This is a genomic window from Paenibacillus sp. PvP094 (genome assembly GCF_040546835.1).
GTDB classification, from domain to species: domain Bacteria; phylum Bacillota; class Bacilli; order Paenibacillales; family Paenibacillaceae; genus Paenibacillus; species Paenibacillus illinoisensis.
In genome coordinates, this window is the sequence record NZ_JBEPOM010000001.1 from 3584261 (window position 1) to 3605727 (window position 21467).

The following is a 21467-nucleotide window of genomic DNA, read 5'->3' on the forward strand; positions in this document are numbered from 1 at the left end:
TTCATTTAATTCTTGAATGGGTCTATTGAACATTTCTATTATACTTTCCTGCATCCTTATCCTAATATGGATAATAACCTACTTATTTTATAGGAATTATATACTATGGAGAATACCGATATGCCGGATTGGAAGCGTAATCTGTATATTCTGTGGTTGGGGCTTTTTTTCAATCATATGTCGTACACCTTGTCCGTGCCGTTCTTTCCTCTGTTTCTGCAAAATGATCTTGGAATTGAGAGCGGGCTGGAGGCCTGGTCCGGTGTCTCGATCTCGATCAGCTTTCTGATCAGCGGACTATGTGCGCCCTTCTGGGGATCACTGGCTGACAAATACGGCAGCAAGCTGATGCTGATCCGTTCAGGTGTTGGGCTAGCGATTGCCCATTCTGCCAACTATTTTGTTCAGGACCCTTACACCTTCATTGCTGTTCGGGTCTTTCAGGGACTCATGGCAGGATTCAATCCTGCCTCCATCACATTGGTTGGCACGAATACGCCGGAGAAACATGTGGGCTACGCGCTGGGTGTCATCTCCACATCCACTGCAGCAGGCGGAATTCTTGGGCCTCTTGCTGGAGGTGTGCTCAGTCAATGGATTGGGCTACGGGGATGCTTCATTGCATCCGGGATCATTACACTGTTCTCGGCTCTGCTGGTTCTTGGCGTAAAAGAGTCGCGCAGAACCCATAAAGTGGCTTCCACCAGTATTCTGGGTGATCTGAAGAGAGCGGCATCCACTCCCGGTTTAATGCGGATCTATGGACTCATTCTACTCGTCTCCACGTCCGTGCTCATTATCGAACCGGTGCTTACGCTGTATGTCGTTCAGATCGGCGGAGATGTCAGCCATGCGACACTCAGTGCAGGCATTGTATTCTCAGCCATTGGCGTAGCGACAGTCATTATGGGACCCAGATGGGGAAAGATTGGTGGCAGGGTCGGGTATGAGAAAACCTTGTTTATCGGGCTGCTCGGCGGCGGCATTGGCAGTCTTCTTCAGCTAACCGCGTATAATCTCGTGTATTTTGGAAGTTTGCGATTTATCTATGGTCTGTTCTTCGCTGCGGTCTACCCGGCTCTCAATGCATTAATAATCAAATATGCGGAGCACGAATTCCGGGGCAGGGCAGTTAGTCTCAGCCAGACGGCGAGCCAATTCGGTATTGTGCTTGGTCCTTTGATTGGCGGCTTTCTTGGTGGATGGACCGGCATTCCTTTCATTTTTCTGCTTACAGGGATCGTACTTCTAGGGGCAGCCTGGGTGGTAAAGGCAAGTGATATGAAGCCAATGAACAAGAGTGACCGGATTACCCACGAAAACATAGGGAGGACTTGAATATGACGAAACGACAACTGAAATTGGGGGCCAATCTGAACGGAGTCGGGAATAGTATTTCCTTCTGGCGACACCCTGACATTCCGATTAATGCCAGTGTTAACCTTGATTTTTACAAAAAACAGGCGCGTAAAGCGGAGGAAGGCAAGTTCGATCTCCTATTTATTGCTGACGGTCTCTTTATTAACGAAAAATCCAATCCTCATTTCCTGAATCGCTTCGAGCCATTGACCCTGTTGTCTGTGCTGGCAGGAGCCACTTCCAATATTGGGCTGGTTGCGACATTATCGACTTCCTACAGCGAACCGTTTACGGTAGCGAGGCAATTTGCTTCACTGGATCAAATTAGCGGAGGACGGTCGGGCTGGAACGTAGTCACTTCCCCACTGGAAGGATCGGCACTTAACTTCGGCAAAGGCGAACATCCAAACCATGCGCTGCGCTATGAAATTGCCGAAGAGCACCTGAATGTGGTCAAAGGACTGTGGGATTCCTGGGAGGATGATGCATTTGTCGGGGACAAGGAGAATGGTGTCTTCTTCGACCCTTCCAAGCTCCATACGCTGAATCACAAAGGGAACCATTTCTCGGTACAGGGGCCGCTCAATGTGGCACGTTCGAAACAGGGTTATCCGGTCATTTTTCAGGCAGGTTCATCCGAATCCGGCAAAGACCTGGCAGCGAAATCAGCAGATGCTGTATATACGGGACATGAGACGTTTGAGGAAGCAAGGGAGTTTTACCGGGACGTTAAGGCAAGAGCGGTAGTATATGGACGTCAGGCTGAAGACATTCTGATCTTTCCGGGTATCGGTCCAATTGTGGGCAGAACAGCGGAAGAGGCAGAGCAAAAGTATCAGGAAATTGCCGGCCTGGTCAGTATTGACCACGCGCTGAATTATTTGGGGCGTTATTTTGACCATTATGACTTTTCAGAATATCCGCTCGACGAGCCTTTCCCTGAGATTGGTGATGTGGGCAGCAACAGTTTCCGCAGTACAACGGACAAGATCAAGCAGCAGGCACGAGAAGAGGGGCTGACTCTCCGCCAAGTCGCGCTAAGAGCGTCAACGCCGCGAACCTCTTTCATTGGAACACCCGACCAGATTGCCGATCAGATTCAGGAGTGGTTTGAAGGCGAAGCCGCAGACGGATTCAATATCCGTACGGTTGTGCCGAATGGACTGGCGGATTTCGTGGATCTGGTTGTCCCCGTTCTGCAGGAACGAGGACTGTTCCGAACGGAATATGAGCATGAGACGCTTCGGGAGAACCTGGGACTTGAAATTCCGCGTAATCGGTACACGCTGGAACATGTGAACTAAATGAAGTAATATGACGATGATATTCAGGTTTGACAAACTTGACTCAAGTCCCATTAATAGGGGGATAAAAAAGAGCGGTATTGACGTATTTTCAACGTCATCACCGCTTTTTTGTATGTCGCTTGGTTCAGAATGCTTTGAAGGAAATCCAAACGGATCCCATCATGACAACAATGCCGCCAATACTGGTCATCAAGTAATAAAAGTCGCTAGGTTCGGGGTCGTTCACCCAAATCCAGCGAAGGGAGATGAGGAAGAGGATATCCTGAAACCTCCTGTAGTAGAAGCTGCACCATCCAAATATCAAACCGGCGAGTGCTAGAAAAAGGTAGACGGGCTCACCTTGCGTGTGATGGTATGCCGGGTACGCAGCAGTCACGATTGTATCCGGTGAAAATCGTTCCTCGTCCTCGCTAAGTATTCTCTGGTTGTTAACGTAAAAAGCGATGGAATTCATGATATTGCCTTCTTCATCAAAACTTCTTAATATACCGCCATGGTCCTGAACCTCATACGTGTCTCCTTTGGGGTATAACACGCTATATGCTGCATTAGGTGTGGAACTGAGTTCTGTAATGATATATTTCTGATCATCGATGAATACGGTGCGCTTCTGCTGCTCCACTTGCACCTGAATGGAATCAGCCGTTCTACTCCGGTATATCAACTGGTTTTCTTCTTGGCGATCCAATAAATACTTGTTATTGTCTGCATAGAATATGTGTTCCGTGAAATAAGGCTTGGATAGGAAACCAACGATCACAGAAAGCACCAAAAGGCATGAAAAGAAAATAATGGTGGGGGACTGAATTGTCTTGAGCCATTTCGTCATCGTATCACCTTCCTTTCCACTTTTTTCTATTACGCTGATTCCGGGAAAGGGTTGCGTAGGGTTTGTGCCATAAAAGAATGGAACTTACTGGTTTCTTTTTTTGAAGCTGCTGTTATTATGAATTTATACCCTGAATTTGAGCTTGAGAGGGTGCAGCAGTCGTTGCCTATTAGACAAGTCACAGGAGGAGATTGGGATGATTAGAGGATTAACGAAAGCAGGTTTGGGGAAGATCGAGTCTGATGAACAATATATTACGAATGCGGCCAAATATGGCTTCCAGTCCGTAGATTTGAATCCGCTCTCATTGGTTCAACAATACGGCAAGGAGCAAGCCGCACACCTATTGGAAAGCAACGATATCATCATCGGTTCAGCGGATTTCACCGTGGACTGGAGAAACTCAGAAGAGCAATTTCGTGAAGGACTCAAATCTCTGGTTGAAATGGCTGAAGCCTCTGCTTCGCTGAATTGTTTCACTTGCTGCACCTATGTTCTACCCTCGACCGATCAGCCTGCAGCATCTTTCATGGCAGCGGCTACCAGACGATTGAGACTCTGTGCAGATATTCTGGGGGCATACGGTATCCGGCTAGGGCTGGAGTTTGTCGGCTGCCATCATTTGCGTACCCAGTGGAAGAATCCGTTTATTTGGAGTGTGGAAGACACGCTGGACTGGATCGAGACCATTCATGCTCCCAATGTAGGCTTACTGGTGGATTCCTATCATTGGCATACGCTTGGTTTGAGTATGGAAGAGGTGCTGCAATTGAAAAAGGAACAGATTGTTCACGTTCATATCAATGATGCATATGATCTGCCAATTGAAGAATTGCTTGATAATGAGCGCCTGTATCCAGGCGAGGGAGTCATTGATCTGACGGGTTTTCTGAAAAACTTAGGGGCTATTGGTTACACGGGCGTTGTATCTCAGGAAGTTCTGGCACCTGCATCAACACTTGATTCAACCGAGCTGTTTGCCAAGTCGAAAGCAGGCTTTGACAAGGTGTTTGCAACGCTATAAATTGATGGAACAATGAAGAATAGGGATTATTGCAAGAAGCTGGCGGGTTCACAAGTATTGCATCGATGGATTCGCCAGTCCCTTTTTATTCTATTATTCAGTTCATGAAGAAATTAGAAATTTAAAGTGCTATATATGAATATCCACAATAGAAGGAGTACATAAAATGAAGTTTTTGTTTGAATTGATGTTATCTATGCTAATGCTCACCAATGGTTCGAGTGGCGAACCTCTTACCAGAGAGGATGTTCAAGGCTATCTCAAAACTCATCATCTGCAATACGCTGATACAAAAATAGTGAGTGACCACTCTGCACTGTTGATTGATGTAAAAGGAGAGCATGCCAAAGCATCTATCCTCACCAAAACAGCGGATAATAAGCTTGTAATGCAACCAAACGAGTATGTATGGGATGAAGACGAAGAGGGCATATCCGTAGAAAAGGTAGGTCGATATTTATGTATTGTGATCCACGATAAAGCGCTCAGTCATGATATGGATTTCGTTAACATTGTCTATGTAGATGATAATGGGGATGAGCGAAAGGATCGCTACTATTTTAAGGGGAAACAAGCCATTATTATTCCAATGCCACGGCAAGAGTACGTCGTGATTGCCATTTACGGAAACGATGGATTCATCCACGACATGATTAAACACTTCCCTGAGATCATGTTACAGCAAAATAAACTATAGTGAATTCCAAAAATCGGATAGTGAATTAACAAGGGAGCGAAAAGATAAGGGGCTGATCGAGCCCCTCTCGTACAGCACTGAACCAACATTAATCAAGCAAGCCGCGTTCCTTCATCAATTGATGCGTTACCGCCCACAATTTGTGTTGCATTCCGGCATCTCCGCCTGGATCCACGGGAGTAATTGCCGCCCCGCTTCCCACATTGAAATAACCTCCCGAAACCTTTCCAAACTCGGGTTCCACAGCCAGACGAGTCATGATATCCGCCCCCCGGCGCGGGTCGCCAATGTGCAGAAACGTTAAGATGCGCTCAAGCACACTCGCGAACCACAGCTCTCGTCCAAGACCAGTGACATTGAAACCTGGATTCAAGGCATTCACACAAACCCCGGTCCCTTCCCATTGTCTGGCTAGTTCGCCAGTAAATATAATATTCAGCAGTTTGGTTTTGCCATAGATCGGAGAGGAGCCACGTGCTGTAAAGGGAGTGGTATCCATCAAGTCATCCGGCAGCACCAGTTGGCCATGATTCCGAGAGGCTTCAGATGCAACGTTCACAACGCGGGCATGACCTGACTGAATCAAGGAATTACGCAACATATGCGTTAGCAGCCAAGGGGCCAAATAGTTCACGGCCATCATCTCGGCAAACCCTTCAGAAGTCACTCTCTGTTCAAACGCATGGAGTCCGGCATTATTCAAAAGTACATCGATACGTGGATACGCAGCTGCCATTTCAAGCCCAATACGTTTTACATCACTCAGCAAGGATAAGTCTCCGAAGAAAAAGTGCATATTGGCAGAGGGCATGATTGCCCTGATTTTGTTTCTGGTAGCCTCGGCGCGCTCTTCGCTTCGGGCTGTGAGTACAAGATGTGCACCACGTTTGGCAAGCTCGATGGCAGCAAGCTGCCCCAATCCGCTTGTTGCTCCGGTGATTACGATAATAGACTGTGTTGTTTTCATAGTGAAGTCTCCTTTTGACACGATCAGAGTTGAAAGATATAATTGACATAAATCAACTATATATTTTAATTGATATTTGTCAACTATATATTCCGAAGCCTGTTTGGATGTATCGAGGAGAGGGGAACAACAACAATGACTGAACATGCAGCCAAAACAAAAGACAGAGAAGCCCTGGAACTGGCGCTTGGTGAGCAGATCCATGCCCTGATTAGTGCTTCACATGCGCTTAATGTCCGATCTGCAGAGCGTTTTGATGCGACCCTGCAGCCTGCCGCTTTTCATCTGGTACGGTGGCTGTACTCTTATGGTCCTACAAGCGCCGCAGCTTTGGCAGAAGCGACTGCCATGGACCGAAGCTCAGTAAGCCGCCTGATTAAGCAACTTGAAACGTCAGGATATGTGAGCAAGGCGCAGGACCCTGATGATCGGCGCGGCATTCTATTGTCTCTGACGGAGCTTGGCGAGCAGTCGACAGTGAATGCGCTGAAGGAGAAGGAATCTGCCTTTTATGAGCGTATATCCAGATGGGATGATGAAGAGCTGGGACGTTTCACGACCATGCTTCGGCAGTTTAACGGCTTGGAGGAGTAGTGTAGGGTCGAAAGTAGTGTTGATATAAACATAGCCTAGGTAAAAAAAACAAAAGGTGATATCCATATTTCCACTGGACATCACCTTTTGATTTACCGAGGATAAAACAGAGTTGTATTTGTCGGCAAGGTATCCTAAACCATGTTTGAATAAAGGACTCGAACCCATAGGAAGCATGACTTCCCTGTAACGAGGAATGTTGGTGATATCCGTTGGACTAACGCGCGTTCCAGCATAATTAGCCTCTTCATATGTAGTAGATTTGCCATTGAAATAACATCCCATTCACAATCTTTTTACGTAATCCGAGATGTAAAATTCATGTCAAAAGAGAGCATTAACCGAGTAGCCGTGGGATGTAGAGCGCATAAATATCTCTGAAATAAGTGGTATGTATTACAGTGTTTAGAATCCTGTTCACAGTGCGATTTTTACATAATTCTTCATCTTAGCCGCCTCTATCATGGAATCCTCACAGACCTCTTCCTGTCATCCACAAGAGTGGTGAAAGTTTCCTGAATGGTGAACAAATTTTGAACGTTGCAAAGGCAGGATCGGCCTGATTTTATCAATTCCGACTCATAAAAATGAGAGATTTAGAGAGGATACAACATATGCATACAGCAAAAGAGAGCTTTAATAGAACGTAAACGAATGCAGCTCTATGTAAAATTTTTAATAGGCGCTTTCAACACGTTGACCCTGCCCTCAAAGTCTCATATATTTACTCCCGTCACAACAACACAGAACGGGTGGAGGGATCAGGTTGTTCAACAAAAAAGGAAAGAAAATGCTTGCGATGCTTACGCTGATACCCCTGGCTACAGGGATGGTCATGGGAGCGTTTCCTGCGGCAATTACCTATGCAGCTGCGGGAGATAATACACCAGTCAGCAGCACGGCTGCAGGCTCATGGCAAACGGGGGATTTGCACGTACATACATTTGAATCGGATGATGCGCAGAATTCGCTGGAGAACGTCCTGGACGCGGGTTTGACGCAATATGGGCTGGACTGGATCGCGCTGACGGATCATTTGCGGTTATCCAAGCGGGATCACAACGGAAATGAAATTCCTGGTGGGTCCATTCCGATGTCCGTGGGAATGAATGAATATCAGGTACCACAGATCAAGGCACTACAGGAGCAAGGCAAATATGCAGGCAAAACGATCTTCTCCGGCTTCGAATGGGACATGCCGACGCACGAACACGTTGGTGTGGGGATTCTCACCGATGAGCCGAATTCGACCGAAGCTCTGGAAGCTGCGAAACAATTCGAATATCGTTTTACCAATCGCGATGCGAGTCTGTTTGATCCGGCGGATGTAGCGGCCTGGGATCAGGAGGGCGGACGTGCCTATACGACACATCAGGATGCACTAACTGCCATTGAATGGCTGAAAACCAACTATCCAACAACGAGCTATGCGATGATCAACCATCCTTCGCGTGGCAAAAATAAATATACAATTGCGGACTTCCGCGATTTCAACGATCTGGCACCACAAGTGGTATTCGGTATCGAAGGTATGCTTGGTAATCAGATGGAACCGGATCGCGGCGGGTATAACACAACCTACAACGTGTCTAATCCGACGGCAGACGATGGGTACAAATACCGTACATATGGCGGTGTAGACTACATGGTGGCCAAAGTCGGCGGACTGTGGGACGCACTCCTGGGAGAAGGTCGCCACTTCTGGAATTATGGTAACTCGGATTATCATTTCAAGACCATTGGCACGAATTCCAGTGGTTATTTCCCTGGGGAATATGCCAAGACTTACGCGTGGATTGAGGGCAGCGGAATGCAGGCGGTGCTGGATGGCCTTCGTTCCGGAAAATCCTTTTCCGTATTCGGAGATCTGATTAACGCATTGGATTTCACCGCTTCCGGAGCAGGCGCTCAGGCTGAAATGGGTGAGGATCTTAATGTGACTCAGGGCGATGAGGTTGAACTGAAGATCCGGTTCAAGAGCCCAGCGAGCAACAACTATGAAACACCAATCAACAGCGGCGTATCCGCTGGAGTAGTACCTGAGGTGGATCATGTTGACCTGATCGCCGGGGATGTGACGGGCAAGGCCGAGAAGGGTACAGCCGCATATAACAAGGATACCAACGATTCCACCCGAGTGCTGGCTACCTTCACATCGGACGATTGGACGACAGATGCGGAAGGCTACAATGTCATCACATATAAGATCAAAGCCACGGATCAAGACCAGTATTTCCGCCTGCGCGGGACGAATCTGGATATGAACGTTCCAGGCGAGACGGTGAATGGCGAACCACAGCTGGATCCGAAGAATACGACTACTGATGCAGAAACGCGTTTCAACCAAATCAATGACAGCAACTATAGGGATCTTTGGTTCTACTCCAATCCAATCTTCGTGAGTGCGACACCTTACAGTGATGTACAAGCGGTAAATGACACACTGCAGGCAATTGATCTGGGAGACCTGAACGCGGTCACTTCCGATCTTATGCTTCCTGTTGAAGGCAAACATGGAGCGACGATCACTTGGTCCAGTTCGAATCCGGAATTGATCGATAATCAAGGCAAGCTGCTGACACAGCCGGATAACAATGAACGATTGGAACTGACGGCAACTGTACAACGCGGCAGCGAAATACAAACGAAAGTTTTCACTGTCATCGTAGAGGGCACCAATAATCAGGTTCTGATTTTGAAAAGCAATATGACCACCATGGACGGCCAGCCGTATCATACGGATACATGGACGAATCAGTCTGTAAACGTTAGTGTAACCAGCGCAGTATATGCACCGGCCACTTCGGCGACCATTGAGTTGTCCCGTGATGGAGGACAGACGTATGAACCCTATTTAGAGAATACCCTTCTCGAGATAACAGAGTCTGGAGAACATACCCTGTTATTCCGAGCTACAGACGATCTGAACGGTGAATATACGTTACCGGTGGTTGTCAAAATAGACCGTGAAATTCCGGTTATTACGCTGCAAGGCAGCAGCCAGATGACACTGAACGTGGGAGATACCTATAGCGAGCCTGGAGCATTGGCATCCGACAATGTAGGCATTAGCGGTTCTGTGGAGATCGATGGCACCGTGAACACGCAAACAGCCGGGATTTATACGATTCGTTATAACGTAAAAGATATCGCTGGCAATGCAGCAGCAGAAGTCACACGTACCATTACGGTACAAGCCAGTTCGAGCAATGGCGGTGGATCAGGCGGCGGTAATGGAGGCAGTTCCGGTGGCAATTCCGGAGGAAGCACGCCAAGTGTACCAACAACGCCTACCGTTCCTGCAACACCATCCACTCCGGAAACAGGATTGGATTCATCCACTGTAGTGAAGGTTGAAGTGGAAGCGAATCAGCCTGTACAGACAGGGATTAAAAACGTGGTGGAATTCAACGCTCCGGCTGGAGCTATTGGGGAAAAAGATACTTTACAGCTGTCCGTGATCGCAAAGGACAAACTGCAGAATACAGCTTCGCTAAATGTGCTGGGTCAAGCGGTACAGATTAGCCGCACAGGTGGACGGACGTTAAACCATTCGGCTGAGTTGAGCCTGAATTATGATCCGGCAGGTTTGATAAGCGGAACGAAGCCGGCAATCTATTATTATAACGAAGCTCGTCAGAGCTGGGTATTTGTCGGCGGGGTAACGAATGCAACTGGAACTATTACGGCGAATGTGAATCACCTGGGTACCTTTGTTGTGTCCAGTTACACACCGGTGAACCTGTCAGATCTAAATGGACACTGGGCATCTGATTATGCGGATCGACTGATGGGCATGAACGTCATCCAAGGGTATACAGATGGAACATTCCAACCGTCCAAGGAGATCACAAGAGCTGAGTTTGTCACATTGCTCAGCAAAGCATTGGCTCTCCAAACGGTAGCGTCCACGACTTCATTTGCCGATGAGGAAGCTGTACCTGCATGGGCGAAGTCCGAGATTGCAGCTGCCGTACAGGCTGGTATAGTTACCGGTTACGGAGACCATACATTCAAGCCGGATCGCACCATTACCCGTGCCGAGATGGCCGTGATGATGGCGAAGGCGTTGAAGTTGAGTGATGTGCATGCAGGAACGAAGGGTGAGATTGCCAAACCAAGCTTCACCGATGCAGCACAAACACCTGCTTGGGCACAGGAAGCCATGGATGCAGCTGTACAAGCCAATATTATTAATGGGTATACGGACAATACGGTTCGTGCGGGGAATATGACGACCCGTGCGGAAGCGACAGCTATGATTTACAAATTGCTGCTTGCGATGCATCTGTAAAGAATAAAAGTACTTATAAAGAACACTTATAAAAATGAGGAATACCACTATTGTGGTAATCCTCATTTTTTCTGTATCTTTAAGAGCAAAATCACAATATAAACAAGCAAAGTAAGTACAAGAGCTGGACCCAAATAAAGGCCAACTGTACCAATGGCAATGATGACGTAAGTCACAATTAAACAAGCCACATACAACGATAAGATCTTTAGCAGTTTTATTATGAACTCCTCCTAGATAGCAGTAAAAGACTTACCCAATAGGATAAGCCTCTTAAGTTTCGCTGTCTACCAAATAATTACATACCAATCTATAACACAAAAATAGGAATAAATAAGGCCGGAAGCAGATTCAAAACTTTGATCTCCGTAAACTTCAGGACGTTCAATCCGGTACAGAGCGCCAGAATACCGCCAATCAGCGTGATTTCGTTAATGATGTTGGTCGTCATGTATACGGATATGAAATCAGCCGAGAAGAAGACCAGCGCTTCGATGACAAATAAAATAATCGCTGAAAGCATGATGCCAAAGCCGAAAGAAGAAGCCAGAATTAATGCCGTAATGCCTGAGAAAATGGTGTTGATCTGCAAAAAGGTGTTATCCCCCTGCAGTGCACTTTGCAGCGGTCCGAGAATCGGTATCGACCCTAAGCATAATAAAGAGATCGCAACCGTTAATCCTTCATTCAGTCCATTGGATGAGAAGCGGGTCATGATTTTGGACAAGATCTGGTCGAAATTAATCAGTTGACCGATAATGCCGCCTACCGTAAGAAAGATAACAAACATGACCTGATACTGGCTGGTGGAGATACTTTCCATCGTTGTACTGATTCCGATGATAATTGCGCTGATCCCAATGACTTGATACAGGATGGCTTTATATCCGTCATTGACAAACGTTTTGGTGATCGCTCCAAGAGTACTTCCGAATACAATGGAAAAGCAATTGACTAATATTCCTAACATGATTTCACTCCTGAATTCACCAAACCGAGTTTAGAACATCGTCTACTTGCTGTATTCTCGTCACAGATGGTGTTTGAATTAGATTTCCTTTGACCATGACCATGCGTACACCGGATAATGCTTCAATGTTTTCCAGTGGACTCTGGTCCAGCACGATCAGATCTGCCTGTTTTCCGATATCGACCGTTCCTGTAACGTCCTCAATGCCCAGAATCTTCGCGTTGGTTCGGGTCACCATATCAATCAGCTGTTTGTTGCTAAGGGTAGTCTGTTTGATGTAATAATCCATTTCTCTCCACATGTCATAGTGAGTCACGTACGACATGGCGGCATCGGTGCCAACACCGATGGTAATGCCATTTTCGATGGCCTGCTGGGCACCTTTTAACATGGATGTATACACGAGTCTGGCGTTTTCTTTCACGGTTGCACTCACCTTCGTTACTCTCGAATCGAGCAGAGCAGAGGGATAAGCCGCCAGAAAGGTAGGAATGAGCGCAGTATAGCCATTCAGGGCATTTGGATTGTTTTTGAACAAACGGATAATCTCGTCATCCATCTCGGAGCCGTGCTCAATCGTATCCACGCCGCCTTTTAATGCAACTCTGACACCTTCCGTGCTTTCCACGTGAGCTGCCACCCGCAGCCCGATTTTGTGGGCTTCATCGCAGATCGCGGCAACTTCCTCGACCGTCATCTGCAAACGGCCAGCTTCGCCGACCATTTTGGCATCCGTCACGCCGCCCGTCACGCAGATTTTGATGAGATCCACGCCGTTCTTCACATTGATGCGTACATTCTTTCGAGCTTCCCAAGGGGAGTCCCCAACGAGAGCAAGGAAAGGAGCACCATGTCCTCCTGTTACACTTAGGAAAAATCCAGAAACAAGCAGATTGGGACCAACGAAGTCACCGTTATTAATTTCATCCCGCAATTTTACATCGGTATAGAAGAATTCGCCGACACTGCGCATCGTGGTTACGCCCGCGTGGAGTGCGGTCAGGGCATTGCGTTTCATTCGTTTTTTCAGAACGTTTTTGCCGAATTTCGTGTTCAGGATTCGATCATAGGCGAAGTGCAGCATGCCTTCGCTGACCGACAGGCTGAAGGGCTTACCATCCGCAAAGAGATGGACGTGAGCGTTGATCAAGCCAGGCATCACATATTTTCCCGATAGGTCGATGACCTCATAGTGGCTCGGAATGGCCAGTTCACTTGATTTTCCAATCCCCTGAATCAGCCCTTGCTCATTGACCAGGACGGTCATATTTTTCTCCAGATCGCGATTAAGGTCTCCATGAATCAGATGGCAGTTCTTTAATGCATAAGCTGTGTTCGTCATTGGGTGTTCCTCCTTGAAATGAGCATCGAATTTAAAATTGAATTATTAATTCATTTTTGAATCAAAAAAATAAGGGGGGGTGGATTAGGCATTTTTTTGGCGTGCGGACCAAGTACGTTTGTTGACCTGATCTGCACGCAGTGCCAGCTAGGCGTATAGCTTATTCGCTCAAACTCTTCATGCCGTATAACCGGTATACATATAATGCTTCAAAAATCTGCTTGCGGCTGTCCTCGCTCATGTCCCGTTTCAACAAATCCAGGTTCATGTCGATCACATTGTGTGCGAGGATATCGAGCAAGATCAGGTGTTCTTCCATTCCAATCTCATAATGCTTGTACTGCTTTTTGAGATAGGCTTTCTTGGTTTCGATCATAGTCTCGACGAGCTCGTTCTTGGCGTTGGTGTAGATCGTTCCTTTGTTCTTTTCGAAAATGATGATGATCTGGTTCCGGTATTTGCGCAATACGGCGACCTGTTCCTGCAGCAGTGCCGATTTCCTTTCGCTGTCCGTATCCGCCTCGAACAGGTTCTGGTTATCGAAGTGAATGGTATCGACCAGCACTTTTTTCAGGTAATCCACCAGATCCGGTGGCACGACCGCGTAGAACAGATCCTTTTTGTTTTTGAAATACGTATAGATATTGCCTACCGAAATATTGATTTCATTCGCAATGTCGCTCATCTTGGCATCCACAAAGCCTTTCTCGTAGAACACCTTCAGGGCTGCGTATTCAATTTCTTTCCTGACTTCGTCTTTCTTGGCTTGCACCATTGAGAACGACTCCTTAATAGTGAATGATCGATTCTGTATTAGGATAGACTTTTTTGAGGGGGGGTGTCAATGGGGACGAGAAGATCTTGAAGTATACGATTCGGTGACCAGGTTTGAAAGTCACATGCGCCAAGGAATCTGTGGAACTTTATATCGAAAAAAGTGGTTTTCATCTTTTTTAACATAAATCCATGGTGGTGGTATTGGAGTACCTTTTGCTTTGTACAGGGCTTTGCCCTCGTCACTGGATGCATATTGTTCAAAACTAAGAGTATCTTCAAAACTTACTGTTCCTTGGTAAGATAATCTCTTGCCTTGTATTGCTATATCAGGTGCATCTGAAATCATCCTACTTACTGTATTAATCAATCCGATTCTACCCGAAGACCAAATGAATAATTCACTTAGCAATAATAGGCCCACCAAAATAATCGAAAGCATAAAGCGTCCCTTTTTCCTCATCGTCTGTGTCTCCTTTGACAATATACTGTGGTGTATCAACCCTCTTTCTTATTACATTAACATTTCCCGCTTTCAATTAAGCATTGACTTTCCCCGTGTGTCCCCCTAAACTTCAATTATTAAAATACTTTTAAAAACATTCCTTCAAATGATATTCTCATGAAAGGAGGGTTCAATTCTACATGCAACCTACATCACACAACACACAACAGGTGAAGCGAATTAATGTGGAGCTGGTGAAGAACACACTTAGATCAACGGGCGTGGGTACGAAGTCTTCCATTGCGAACCTGACAAAACTCAGTGTGGCGACCTGCGGCACAATTCTGAACGAGCTGCTGCAGACGGGAGAGATTATCGATCTGGGCCCGGATGAATCAAGCGGGGGGAGACCTGCGAGCAGATATCAATTCAATGCGGACTATGCCAGCGTGCTATGCGTGTTTATTCGAACAGAGGGCGGTGTTCACTCGATCACGCATCTTCAGGCTAATCTGAATGGCGAGATAAAGGATGAGCAGACGCTTATTTTGGATGAGATTACCGTGGCTACAGTGGAGGATCTGATTGCAGCCTTGATTGAAAAGTACAACAATGTGCAGGCAGTCGGGATTGGTATACCGGGGGTGGCGCACAACGGAATTATTGGCATTTGTGATGTGCCAGGTCTGGCAGGTCAGCCGCTGGGGCCGAAGCTCAAGGAGCGATTCGAAGACGTTGAAGTCACTATTGATAACGACATGAATCTGACGGTGTACGGACTGTACAACGAGCAGCATTTTGAGGAAGAGAAGAACTTTGCGGTGGTCACTTTTCCGAAAAATCATTATCCCGGGGCAGGTTTCATCATTGACGGTCACCCGTTGAAAGGGAACACGCATTTTAGCGGCGAGGTATCCTACCTGCCTTTTGGGGTGTCATCCGAAGAACAGCTTCGGCTGCTGCAAACTCCGGAGGGATTATATCAGCTTGTGGTCAAAACGCTGGTATCCATCATTGTCATTATTAACCCGGCAGTGATCGTCATCACAGGAGATACGATGGACTCTGGCATGCGACACGATCTGATCCAGGGTTGCCTGCAAACCATACCACAGGAGCACATGCCACAAGTCATGATTCAAAACGACACACGGCGTGAATATGTTACCGGCTTGGTTGCTGTCACGTTGGAGAGCCTAACCTACCGCATCCAGTTAATCGAGAAAAAATGGTAGATCATATGTGACGAATCGTTATTTGTCTTATACAACAGGAGGTACTCATTTTGGAGCAGCAAGCGAGTAAAAAGAAGTTTAATAAGATGTATGCCATGCAGCTGGCGACGATATTTATTGGTTTTATTGTGTTTGGCATATCGGAAAATATTAAAGGACCAGCGATTCCGCGCATTCAATTCGACTTTAATCTGGACGAGAAGCAGCTCGGAACGTTGTTATCCCTGAACGCATTGGGGTATCTGATCGCTTGTTCGTTTACGGCCATCCTTGTCCGGAAATGGGGCATCAAGGCGGTTAGCATTATCTCCTTTGCCTCCATGATTCTCTCGGGTGTGTTCATTTATTTATCCCATACATATCCGCTCTTTGCATCATCGTATTTCTTCATGTACATCGGTAACGGCATGTTGGAGATTGCGCTGGCGATTCTGGGTGCTCGGATCTTTGTGAAAAATACAGGCATGATGATGAACCTGTCCCATTTCTTCTATGGTCTGAGTTCAACCGTAGCTCCGCTGCTAGCAACGGGCGTCATGTCACTGACGGTGTTTGGGCATGAACTGGACTGGCGCGGCATGTATCTGGCCATGTTGTCCCTCTGCCTACTGCCTATTATTGCGGCGATGCTTAGTACGTTTCCGGGTGATGATCTTCCGCATGAAGATCGGGTTTCCCTAAAAATGCTGACACGTGATCCGGCCATCTGGATGATGGTGCTGATTCTTTCTTTTGGCGTGGTATCCGAACTGGCCGTGGGCGGCTGGCTTGTAAACTTCCTGGAAAAGGCGTATACCTGGGACACCGTGAAGGCTTCGGGGATGCTGTCTGCATTTTTCCTCAGCTTCTCGCTCGGGCGTCTGCTGCTTGGTCCGCTTACGGACCGGATTGGTTTTGTACTTTCATTGATTGTTTTCTCAGCTTTCTCAGCTGTATGTACATTCGCGGCCATCGCGGGCGGTGAGGGGTTGGCGTTCCTGTTTGCCGTGTCTGGTGCAGGTATTGCGATGATCTATCCAACTGTGATGGCATTTATTGCGAAAAGGTATCCAAACGGAAGCGACACCGCCATTACGTTTGCGGTTACGCTGATGGGGGTCGGCAGCGTCATTGGTAACTATGCGATTGGCTGGGTTATTGAAGGCGTGAAGAACGCGTATGGTGCAGCTACTCCATTGGGGCTGCTTCGCGGTCTGCAGGCGGGTTATGGGTTCATCGGTTTATGCGCTGTGATCTGTGCGGCGTCGGGCGTGGTGTTGTTTGTGTATCTGAAACGGAAGCAGGAACTAATTTAGTAATTATTCAATTTAAATTTTATGTTGTGAGATGGCACACGAATCCTCGTTGGAGTTAAACGGGGGTTCTTTTATTTATGTTGATAGATTTTTAATCCTCTGAAAATGTTTCCCATTTATAGTATGATCATACTATCGATAGCTTCTGCAAACACGTACTCTATCATCTCTGTGGCTATCGGAAATATTCGGGTCATCACGAACGAGTACGAAGACCACCCTATACATAAAGCAAAGGGGATAGAGACATGGCAGTCACCTCAAATCTAGAACAGATCCGCATTATCGAATATGATCACTCCTACGCTGCCGCACTCGCAGACATGTGGAACCGCAGCAATGAAAGCTGGGGAGGAGGGACGAACCAGAGAACAGAGGATACCGTGCGCCGAGAGTTGGAGAGTTCGTCCAATCTGCATGTGTTTCTCGCGGTTCAAGAGCATGAAGTGGTTGGCTTTTGCAGCTTTGCCCACTACCGTTTCGATGAAGGTGCGCTGTATGTACCGTTATTGAACGTGCGCCCCGATTATCATGGCCATAAGGTCGGCCGCAATCTGATCCTGAACGCCGTTCGCAAAACCGTGGAAGCGGGGTGGCCCCGCCTTGATCTGTTCACGTGGGCAGGCAACACCAAGGCTGTGCCGATGTACAAGAAGTGCGGTTTCTTCTGGGAGAAAAAAGAGGACAATGTGCACCTGATGAACTTCATCCCGGCCGTCCTGCAGACCGATGCGCTCGCTCCATACTTCGAGGTGTTGGATTGGTATAGCGACAGTACGCGTGAACTCGTCATTGAGCCAGATGGTCGGTGTGAGCGTGGCTTTGATTTCTTCGATTACACTTGGAAAAAGGGAGACATCTCCTTGCGAGCCGAGTTCGAGAAGTCCGGTCGCGGCTTGACCGCACTCGAAACGCCAGATTACGAAATCTCCACAGAGATGGATGACCATGATCTGGTATTTGGTTCCACATACAAGGTGCGCTACCGAATCAAGAACTGCTCAGCATCTGAGCAGACGTTTGAAATCAAGGGGCAGGACAACAAAAATATTCGCTTTTCTCTGGACACCGCAAGAGAAGTGGCTCCGGGGGAGGCAATCGTTGTGGAAGGCGAGTTCCATCTGGGCCCGGTCACAGAGGAACAGAACCTGATGAAGACCCACCCTGTTGTTGCCAGCACATGGCTGATTGGCGGCAGGAAAGCAGAGTTCCGTATAGGCGTTGCACCGAAGTTTCCAGCCAAGCTGAACATGGTGCTGCCCGTGAAGGAACTGTACACGGGTGTCCCGGCAGAACTGGTTCTGAACGTGGAGAACAATTATGATGCCGAGGCCGATTTTGCTTTTGACCTGCCTGAGGATGAATTCCTGGAATGGACAGAACCTTCGGTAAGCTTCACCGTGCCTGCAAAGGGCAAAGCTTCGATACCTGTATCCTTTACCCTACGCTCGTATGGACTTTATTCGAGGAAGGTGGAAGTGACAGCTGTTCCGGCAGGTCACCAGCCAGTCGTTTTCACAAGTAAACTCTCCGTCCTCATGAGGGGAACCCAAGGGCGTTATGGCGGAGAGCATGGGGATCAATGGGTAGCTGTGAATGGCGCATTCTCCCTTCATATGAGCAGACAGGATAATACGATGTGGATCGAATATCCGGGCTCTCGCCACACATTCTGGTGGACTTATCCGAAGCTGGGTAAGCCATTTGCCGAGGAGTTTTCCAAGAAACAAGCCAAAGAAGTCAACATCTATCCCGAAGGGGACAGTCAGGTTTTTGAAGCTCTTTATGAATCGGAGGACTTTCCTGGGTTGCAGATCAAGTCTGTTGTCCATTTGTTTGCCAGCGGCATTGCGGAATTCAACCACGTAATAATCAATACGCGCAGTACAGAGTTGGAAGATAATATGAGTTTGATGACCAACTTCGGATTCTTCGGGAATCGGCTAATTCTGCCTTATCAAGGTCGGTATGTGGACATGGGTGATACTTACTCCAGTGATCCGGGCCATTGGGATAGTGCCCAAATTACGGAGAACTGGCTTTTCTGCAAGGAAGCGTACGGAGCATGTGGTATCTATTGGGACCCTTCGTTGAAGCTGCTTCGTCCTGAATATACACTGGGGCTGGAGCATGAGCTTGGCCGTATGCCTGCAGGGGCCGTTGTACAGACCAAGAAGACTGTATTTGCGTTGAACACTTTCGTGAAGTGGCAGGATTTCCGTTCTTTTGCATGTAAAGAGCGCGATTGGATTGTACCTGTGCTGGATGACCATCTCGAACTGGCTCTGGGCGGTGGTAATCCATTTGAGGGAGGGAAGCTGCAGGCCGAATGGATGGAGCGAAAAATGATACCACTAGCCGGAAATCTGGAGCTGTATGCGCAGAACGGCAGTGCATCGGAGTATAAAGTTGCAGATATGGAATTAAACCGGGAGCAGGACCTTCGCTCTGTACAGTTGGAGTTCTCCCCTGAGGAAACTGTGGCAAAGGAAAACGGTGAAAATGGCTGGAAGATTCGGGCCGTATATCGTGGAGAGGATCGGATTCAGGAACGGACCGCTCTCTGGTTTCCGAAGACGAAATCCGCCGTTGACTGTGTGATTGAAGAAGGGCAGGCAGGTCCGGTGTACACGGTGAGCAATGGTGTTCTCTCAATAGCAGCAGCACCCGGGTTCGGAAGTGTTGTGCATTCCTTAACGTATCAGGGTGAGGAATGGCTGGACAGTTCGTATCCCGTAGCTACTCCGCGTTCCTGGTGGAATCCATGGTACGGCGGGCTTGGTGTGGGAATCCCTGGCATGAATGGTTTCAGCCGTCAGCAGGAGCACCGAAGTGCAGAGTGGACAGAGCAGAAGGATGATCACGGAAACGTCTGGACAGGAATCTGCATGACGACCCGGATCGAGAAGCAGGAAGCGAATCGGGGAATCACAGTACAACAGCGTTACCTCATGCTGCCTGGCGTGCCAGTTCTCTGCTCGCTGCATTCGGTGACGAACGAAACCGGATTGATGCTGGCGGACTACTCGCTTACGGAAGATCATTTCTTCAGGCCTTCACCCATCTTTGCCGAAGGTTGGGTGGAACATCCCGAACAAGGGCGGTTCTCCTTGGGGAAGGTGGATGCGGGTCTTCAATTGAAGGGACTCTTGCGAGTAGGTGCAGTTTCACGTAAAAACATGCTGCATGCCGTGGATGCCTATCCCAACCATAATCCGTCGGTATATGTGAATAACCAGGTACTCAGCCACAATGTGCATCAACATCTGCCGGTATCCAATGGGGAAACTGCCTGGATGAAACCAACTTATCTGGTCTTAGGGCAGATTCCTCTGAATGCGGAAGATGTCCGCAGCCTGTTGAAGCTATCCTTTAGGAACACAACTGTTGAAAAGGAGAGCACTCATGCCGATCATTGATATTCACATTCATCTGTCTGATATTGACAGCTTCCATCGAACCGCGATCGATCTGTCCCAAGTCGATTACTCTGCCGCCGGTCTTAAGGCGGAGTTTGATAAGAACGATGTCATTCTCGGTATTGGCATGGGAGTAACCGAGCAGACCAAAGGAGCCTTTCCGGACTCCAGTTCACCGAACCCGATGGGACTTGATCTGGAAGAAACGGTTCCGCCCTTTCTGATGGAATGCGTAGGCGTCAATCCGAACCGGCTTGGTGGTGAACACGCGCAGGAAGAACTGGACCGCATTGAAGCAAGGCTGCAGGCTCCCGAGGTAGCGGGAATCAAGCTGTACGCGGGGTACTATCATTACTATGTCCATGACAAGATTTATACTCCGATCTATGAGCTGGCAGCCAAGTACAATATTCCCGTCGTGATTCATACGGGGGACACCTACTCCATGAATGGATTGCTGAAGTATGCCCATCCGCTGACTGTGGATGAGCTAGCATATCAACAGCGCGGGGTGAACTTTATGATCTGCCATTTGGGTGATCCCTGGGTGATGGATGCCGCCGAAGTGGTGGCGAAGAATCCTAACGTATATGCCGATTTGTCCGGCCTTGTGGTGGGTGATCGTCCCCATTTTGAACGATTTATGAATGAACCGCTGTTCATGGACCATTTCCGCCGGGCACTGGTATATTCCGATCACTACGAGAAAATGCTCTTCGGAACCGACTGGCCGCTTGCGCCGATCGATCTGTATGCCGAATTCATCCGCAGGCTAGTGCCGGAGCAGCATCATGACAAGGTGTTCTACGAGAATGCATTCCGTTTATTTCCGCGCATAGAGCAGCGAATTGCACAGCTGGGTTAAGAAGAAAGGTTCAAGGAATTTATTTATAAGATGATAAATATTCGGAATATG

General features: G+C 47.8%; 16 protein-coding genes. 10 read left to right on the plus strand and 6 right to left on the minus strand.

Annotated elements, in window-relative coordinates:
• Positions 1-105 precede the first annotated feature (105 nt).
• Both ABIC22_RS16575 and ABIC22_RS16580 read left to right on the plus strand, forming a co-directional pair.
• The gene (locus tag ABIC22_RS16575) at positions 106-1338 is read left to right on the plus strand and encodes an MFS transporter (protein ID WP_354482287.1); all 1233 of its coding nucleotides are present in this window, start codon (positions 106-108) and stop codon (positions 1336-1338) included.
• Positions 1339-1340: 2 nt separating this feature from the next.
• Entirely contained in the window at positions 1341-2663 is a 1323-nt protein-coding gene (locus ABIC22_RS16580; RefSeq protein WP_354482290.1) for an LLM class flavin-dependent oxidoreductase, read from the plus strand.
• 127 nt (positions 2664-2790) lie between these two features.
• On the opposite strand, the gene ABIC22_RS16585 is transcribed toward ABIC22_RS16580, so the two are convergent.
• Complete coding sequence (locus ABIC22_RS16585) at positions 2791-3495, minus strand: DUF6199 family natural product biosynthesis protein (RefSeq protein WP_354482293.1); 705 nt, start codon at positions 3493-3495, stop codon at positions 2791-2793.
• Positions 3496-3691: 196 nt separating this feature from the next.
• On the opposite strand from ABIC22_RS16585, the gene ABIC22_RS16590 reads away from it, so the two are divergent.
• A complete protein-coding gene (locus ABIC22_RS16590; RefSeq protein ID WP_354482296.1) occupies positions 3692-4519 on the plus strand; it encodes a sugar phosphate isomerase/epimerase family protein in 828 nt (275 codons plus the stop codon).
• 166 nt (positions 4520-4685) lie between these two features.
• Positions 4686-5216: a hypothetical protein gene (locus ABIC22_RS16595; RefSeq protein WP_354482299.1), complete on the plus strand. Its 531-nt coding sequence runs from the start codon at positions 4686-4688 to the stop codon at positions 5214-5216.
• 88 nt (positions 5217-5304) lie between these two features.
• Here the strand turns inward: ABIC22_RS16595 and ABIC22_RS16600 are convergent, their stop codons facing one another.
• The gene (locus ABIC22_RS16600; protein ID WP_354482302.1) at positions 5305-6183 is read right to left on the minus strand and encodes an SDR family NAD(P)-dependent oxidoreductase; all 879 of its coding nucleotides are present in this window, start codon (positions 6181-6183) and stop codon (positions 5305-5307) included.
• 135 nt (positions 6184-6318) lie between these two features.
• Between ABIC22_RS16600 and ABIC22_RS16605 the strand changes: the two genes are divergently transcribed.
• On the plus strand, positions 6319-6777 hold the full coding sequence (locus tag ABIC22_RS16605) for a MarR family winged helix-turn-helix transcriptional regulator (protein ID WP_127538737.1): 459 nt from the start codon (positions 6319-6321) through the stop codon (positions 6775-6777).
• A 766-nt stretch (positions 6778-7543) separates the two neighbouring features.
• Positions 7544-11071, plus strand: coding sequence for an S-layer homology domain-containing protein (locus ABIC22_RS16610; RefSeq protein WP_354482306.1), 3528 nt, complete (start codon positions 7544-7546; stop codon positions 11069-11071).
• A 310-nt stretch (positions 11072-11381) separates the two neighbouring features.
• On the opposite strand, the gene ABIC22_RS16615 is transcribed toward ABIC22_RS16610, so the two are convergent.
• The 4 genes from ABIC22_RS16615 to ABIC22_RS16630 form a co-directional block, all read right to left on the minus strand.
• Positions 11382-12041 carry a DUF554 family protein gene (locus tag ABIC22_RS16615; RefSeq protein ID WP_354482309.1) on the minus strand — a complete coding sequence of 220 codons (660 nt, stop codon included), beginning with the start codon at positions 12039-12041 and terminating at the stop codon, positions 11382-11384.
• A gap of 16 nt (positions 12042-12057) precedes the next feature.
• On the minus strand, positions 12058-13383 hold the full coding sequence (locus ABIC22_RS16620) for a metal-dependent hydrolase family protein (protein WP_354482312.1): 1326 nt from the start codon (positions 13381-13383) through the stop codon (positions 12058-12060).
• 160 nt (positions 13384-13543) lie between these two features.
• Positions 13544-14158 (minus strand): TetR/AcrR family transcriptional regulator, encoded by a 615-nt coding sequence (locus ABIC22_RS16625; RefSeq protein ID WP_354482314.1) that lies wholly within the window; start codon positions 14156-14158, stop codon positions 13544-13546.
• A 120-nt stretch (positions 14159-14278) separates the two neighbouring features.
• Positions 14279-14620 (minus strand): hypothetical protein, encoded by a 342-nt coding sequence (locus ABIC22_RS16630; protein ID WP_354482317.1) that lies wholly within the window; start codon positions 14618-14620, stop codon positions 14279-14281.
• A 182-nt stretch (positions 14621-14802) separates the two neighbouring features.
• Here ABIC22_RS16630 and ABIC22_RS16635 point away from each other — a divergent pair, with 182 nt between their 5' ends.
• The 4 genes from ABIC22_RS16635 (at position 14803) to ABIC22_RS16650 (ending at position 21416) form a co-directional block, all read left to right on the plus strand.
• A complete protein-coding gene (locus ABIC22_RS16635; protein WP_354482320.1) occupies positions 14803-15837 on the plus strand; it encodes an ROK family protein in 1035 nt (344 codons plus the stop codon).
• 86 nt (positions 15838-15923) lie between these two features.
• Positions 15924-17132, plus strand: coding sequence for an MFS transporter (locus ABIC22_RS16640; RefSeq protein ID WP_354486003.1), 1209 nt, complete (start codon positions 15924-15926; stop codon positions 17130-17132).
• 248 nt (positions 17133-17380) lie between these two features.
• Positions 17381-20551, plus strand: coding sequence for a GNAT family N-acetyltransferase (locus ABIC22_RS16645; RefSeq protein ID WP_354482322.1), 3171 nt, complete (start codon positions 17381-17383; stop codon positions 20549-20551).
• Positions 20538-21416 carry an amidohydrolase family protein gene (locus ABIC22_RS16650; protein WP_127538750.1) on the plus strand — a complete coding sequence of 293 codons (879 nt, stop codon included), beginning with the start codon at positions 20538-20540 and terminating at the stop codon, positions 21414-21416. The genes ABIC22_RS16645 and ABIC22_RS16650 overlap by 14 nt, the downstream gene beginning before the upstream one ends.
• Positions 21417-21467 lie beyond the last annotated feature (51 nt).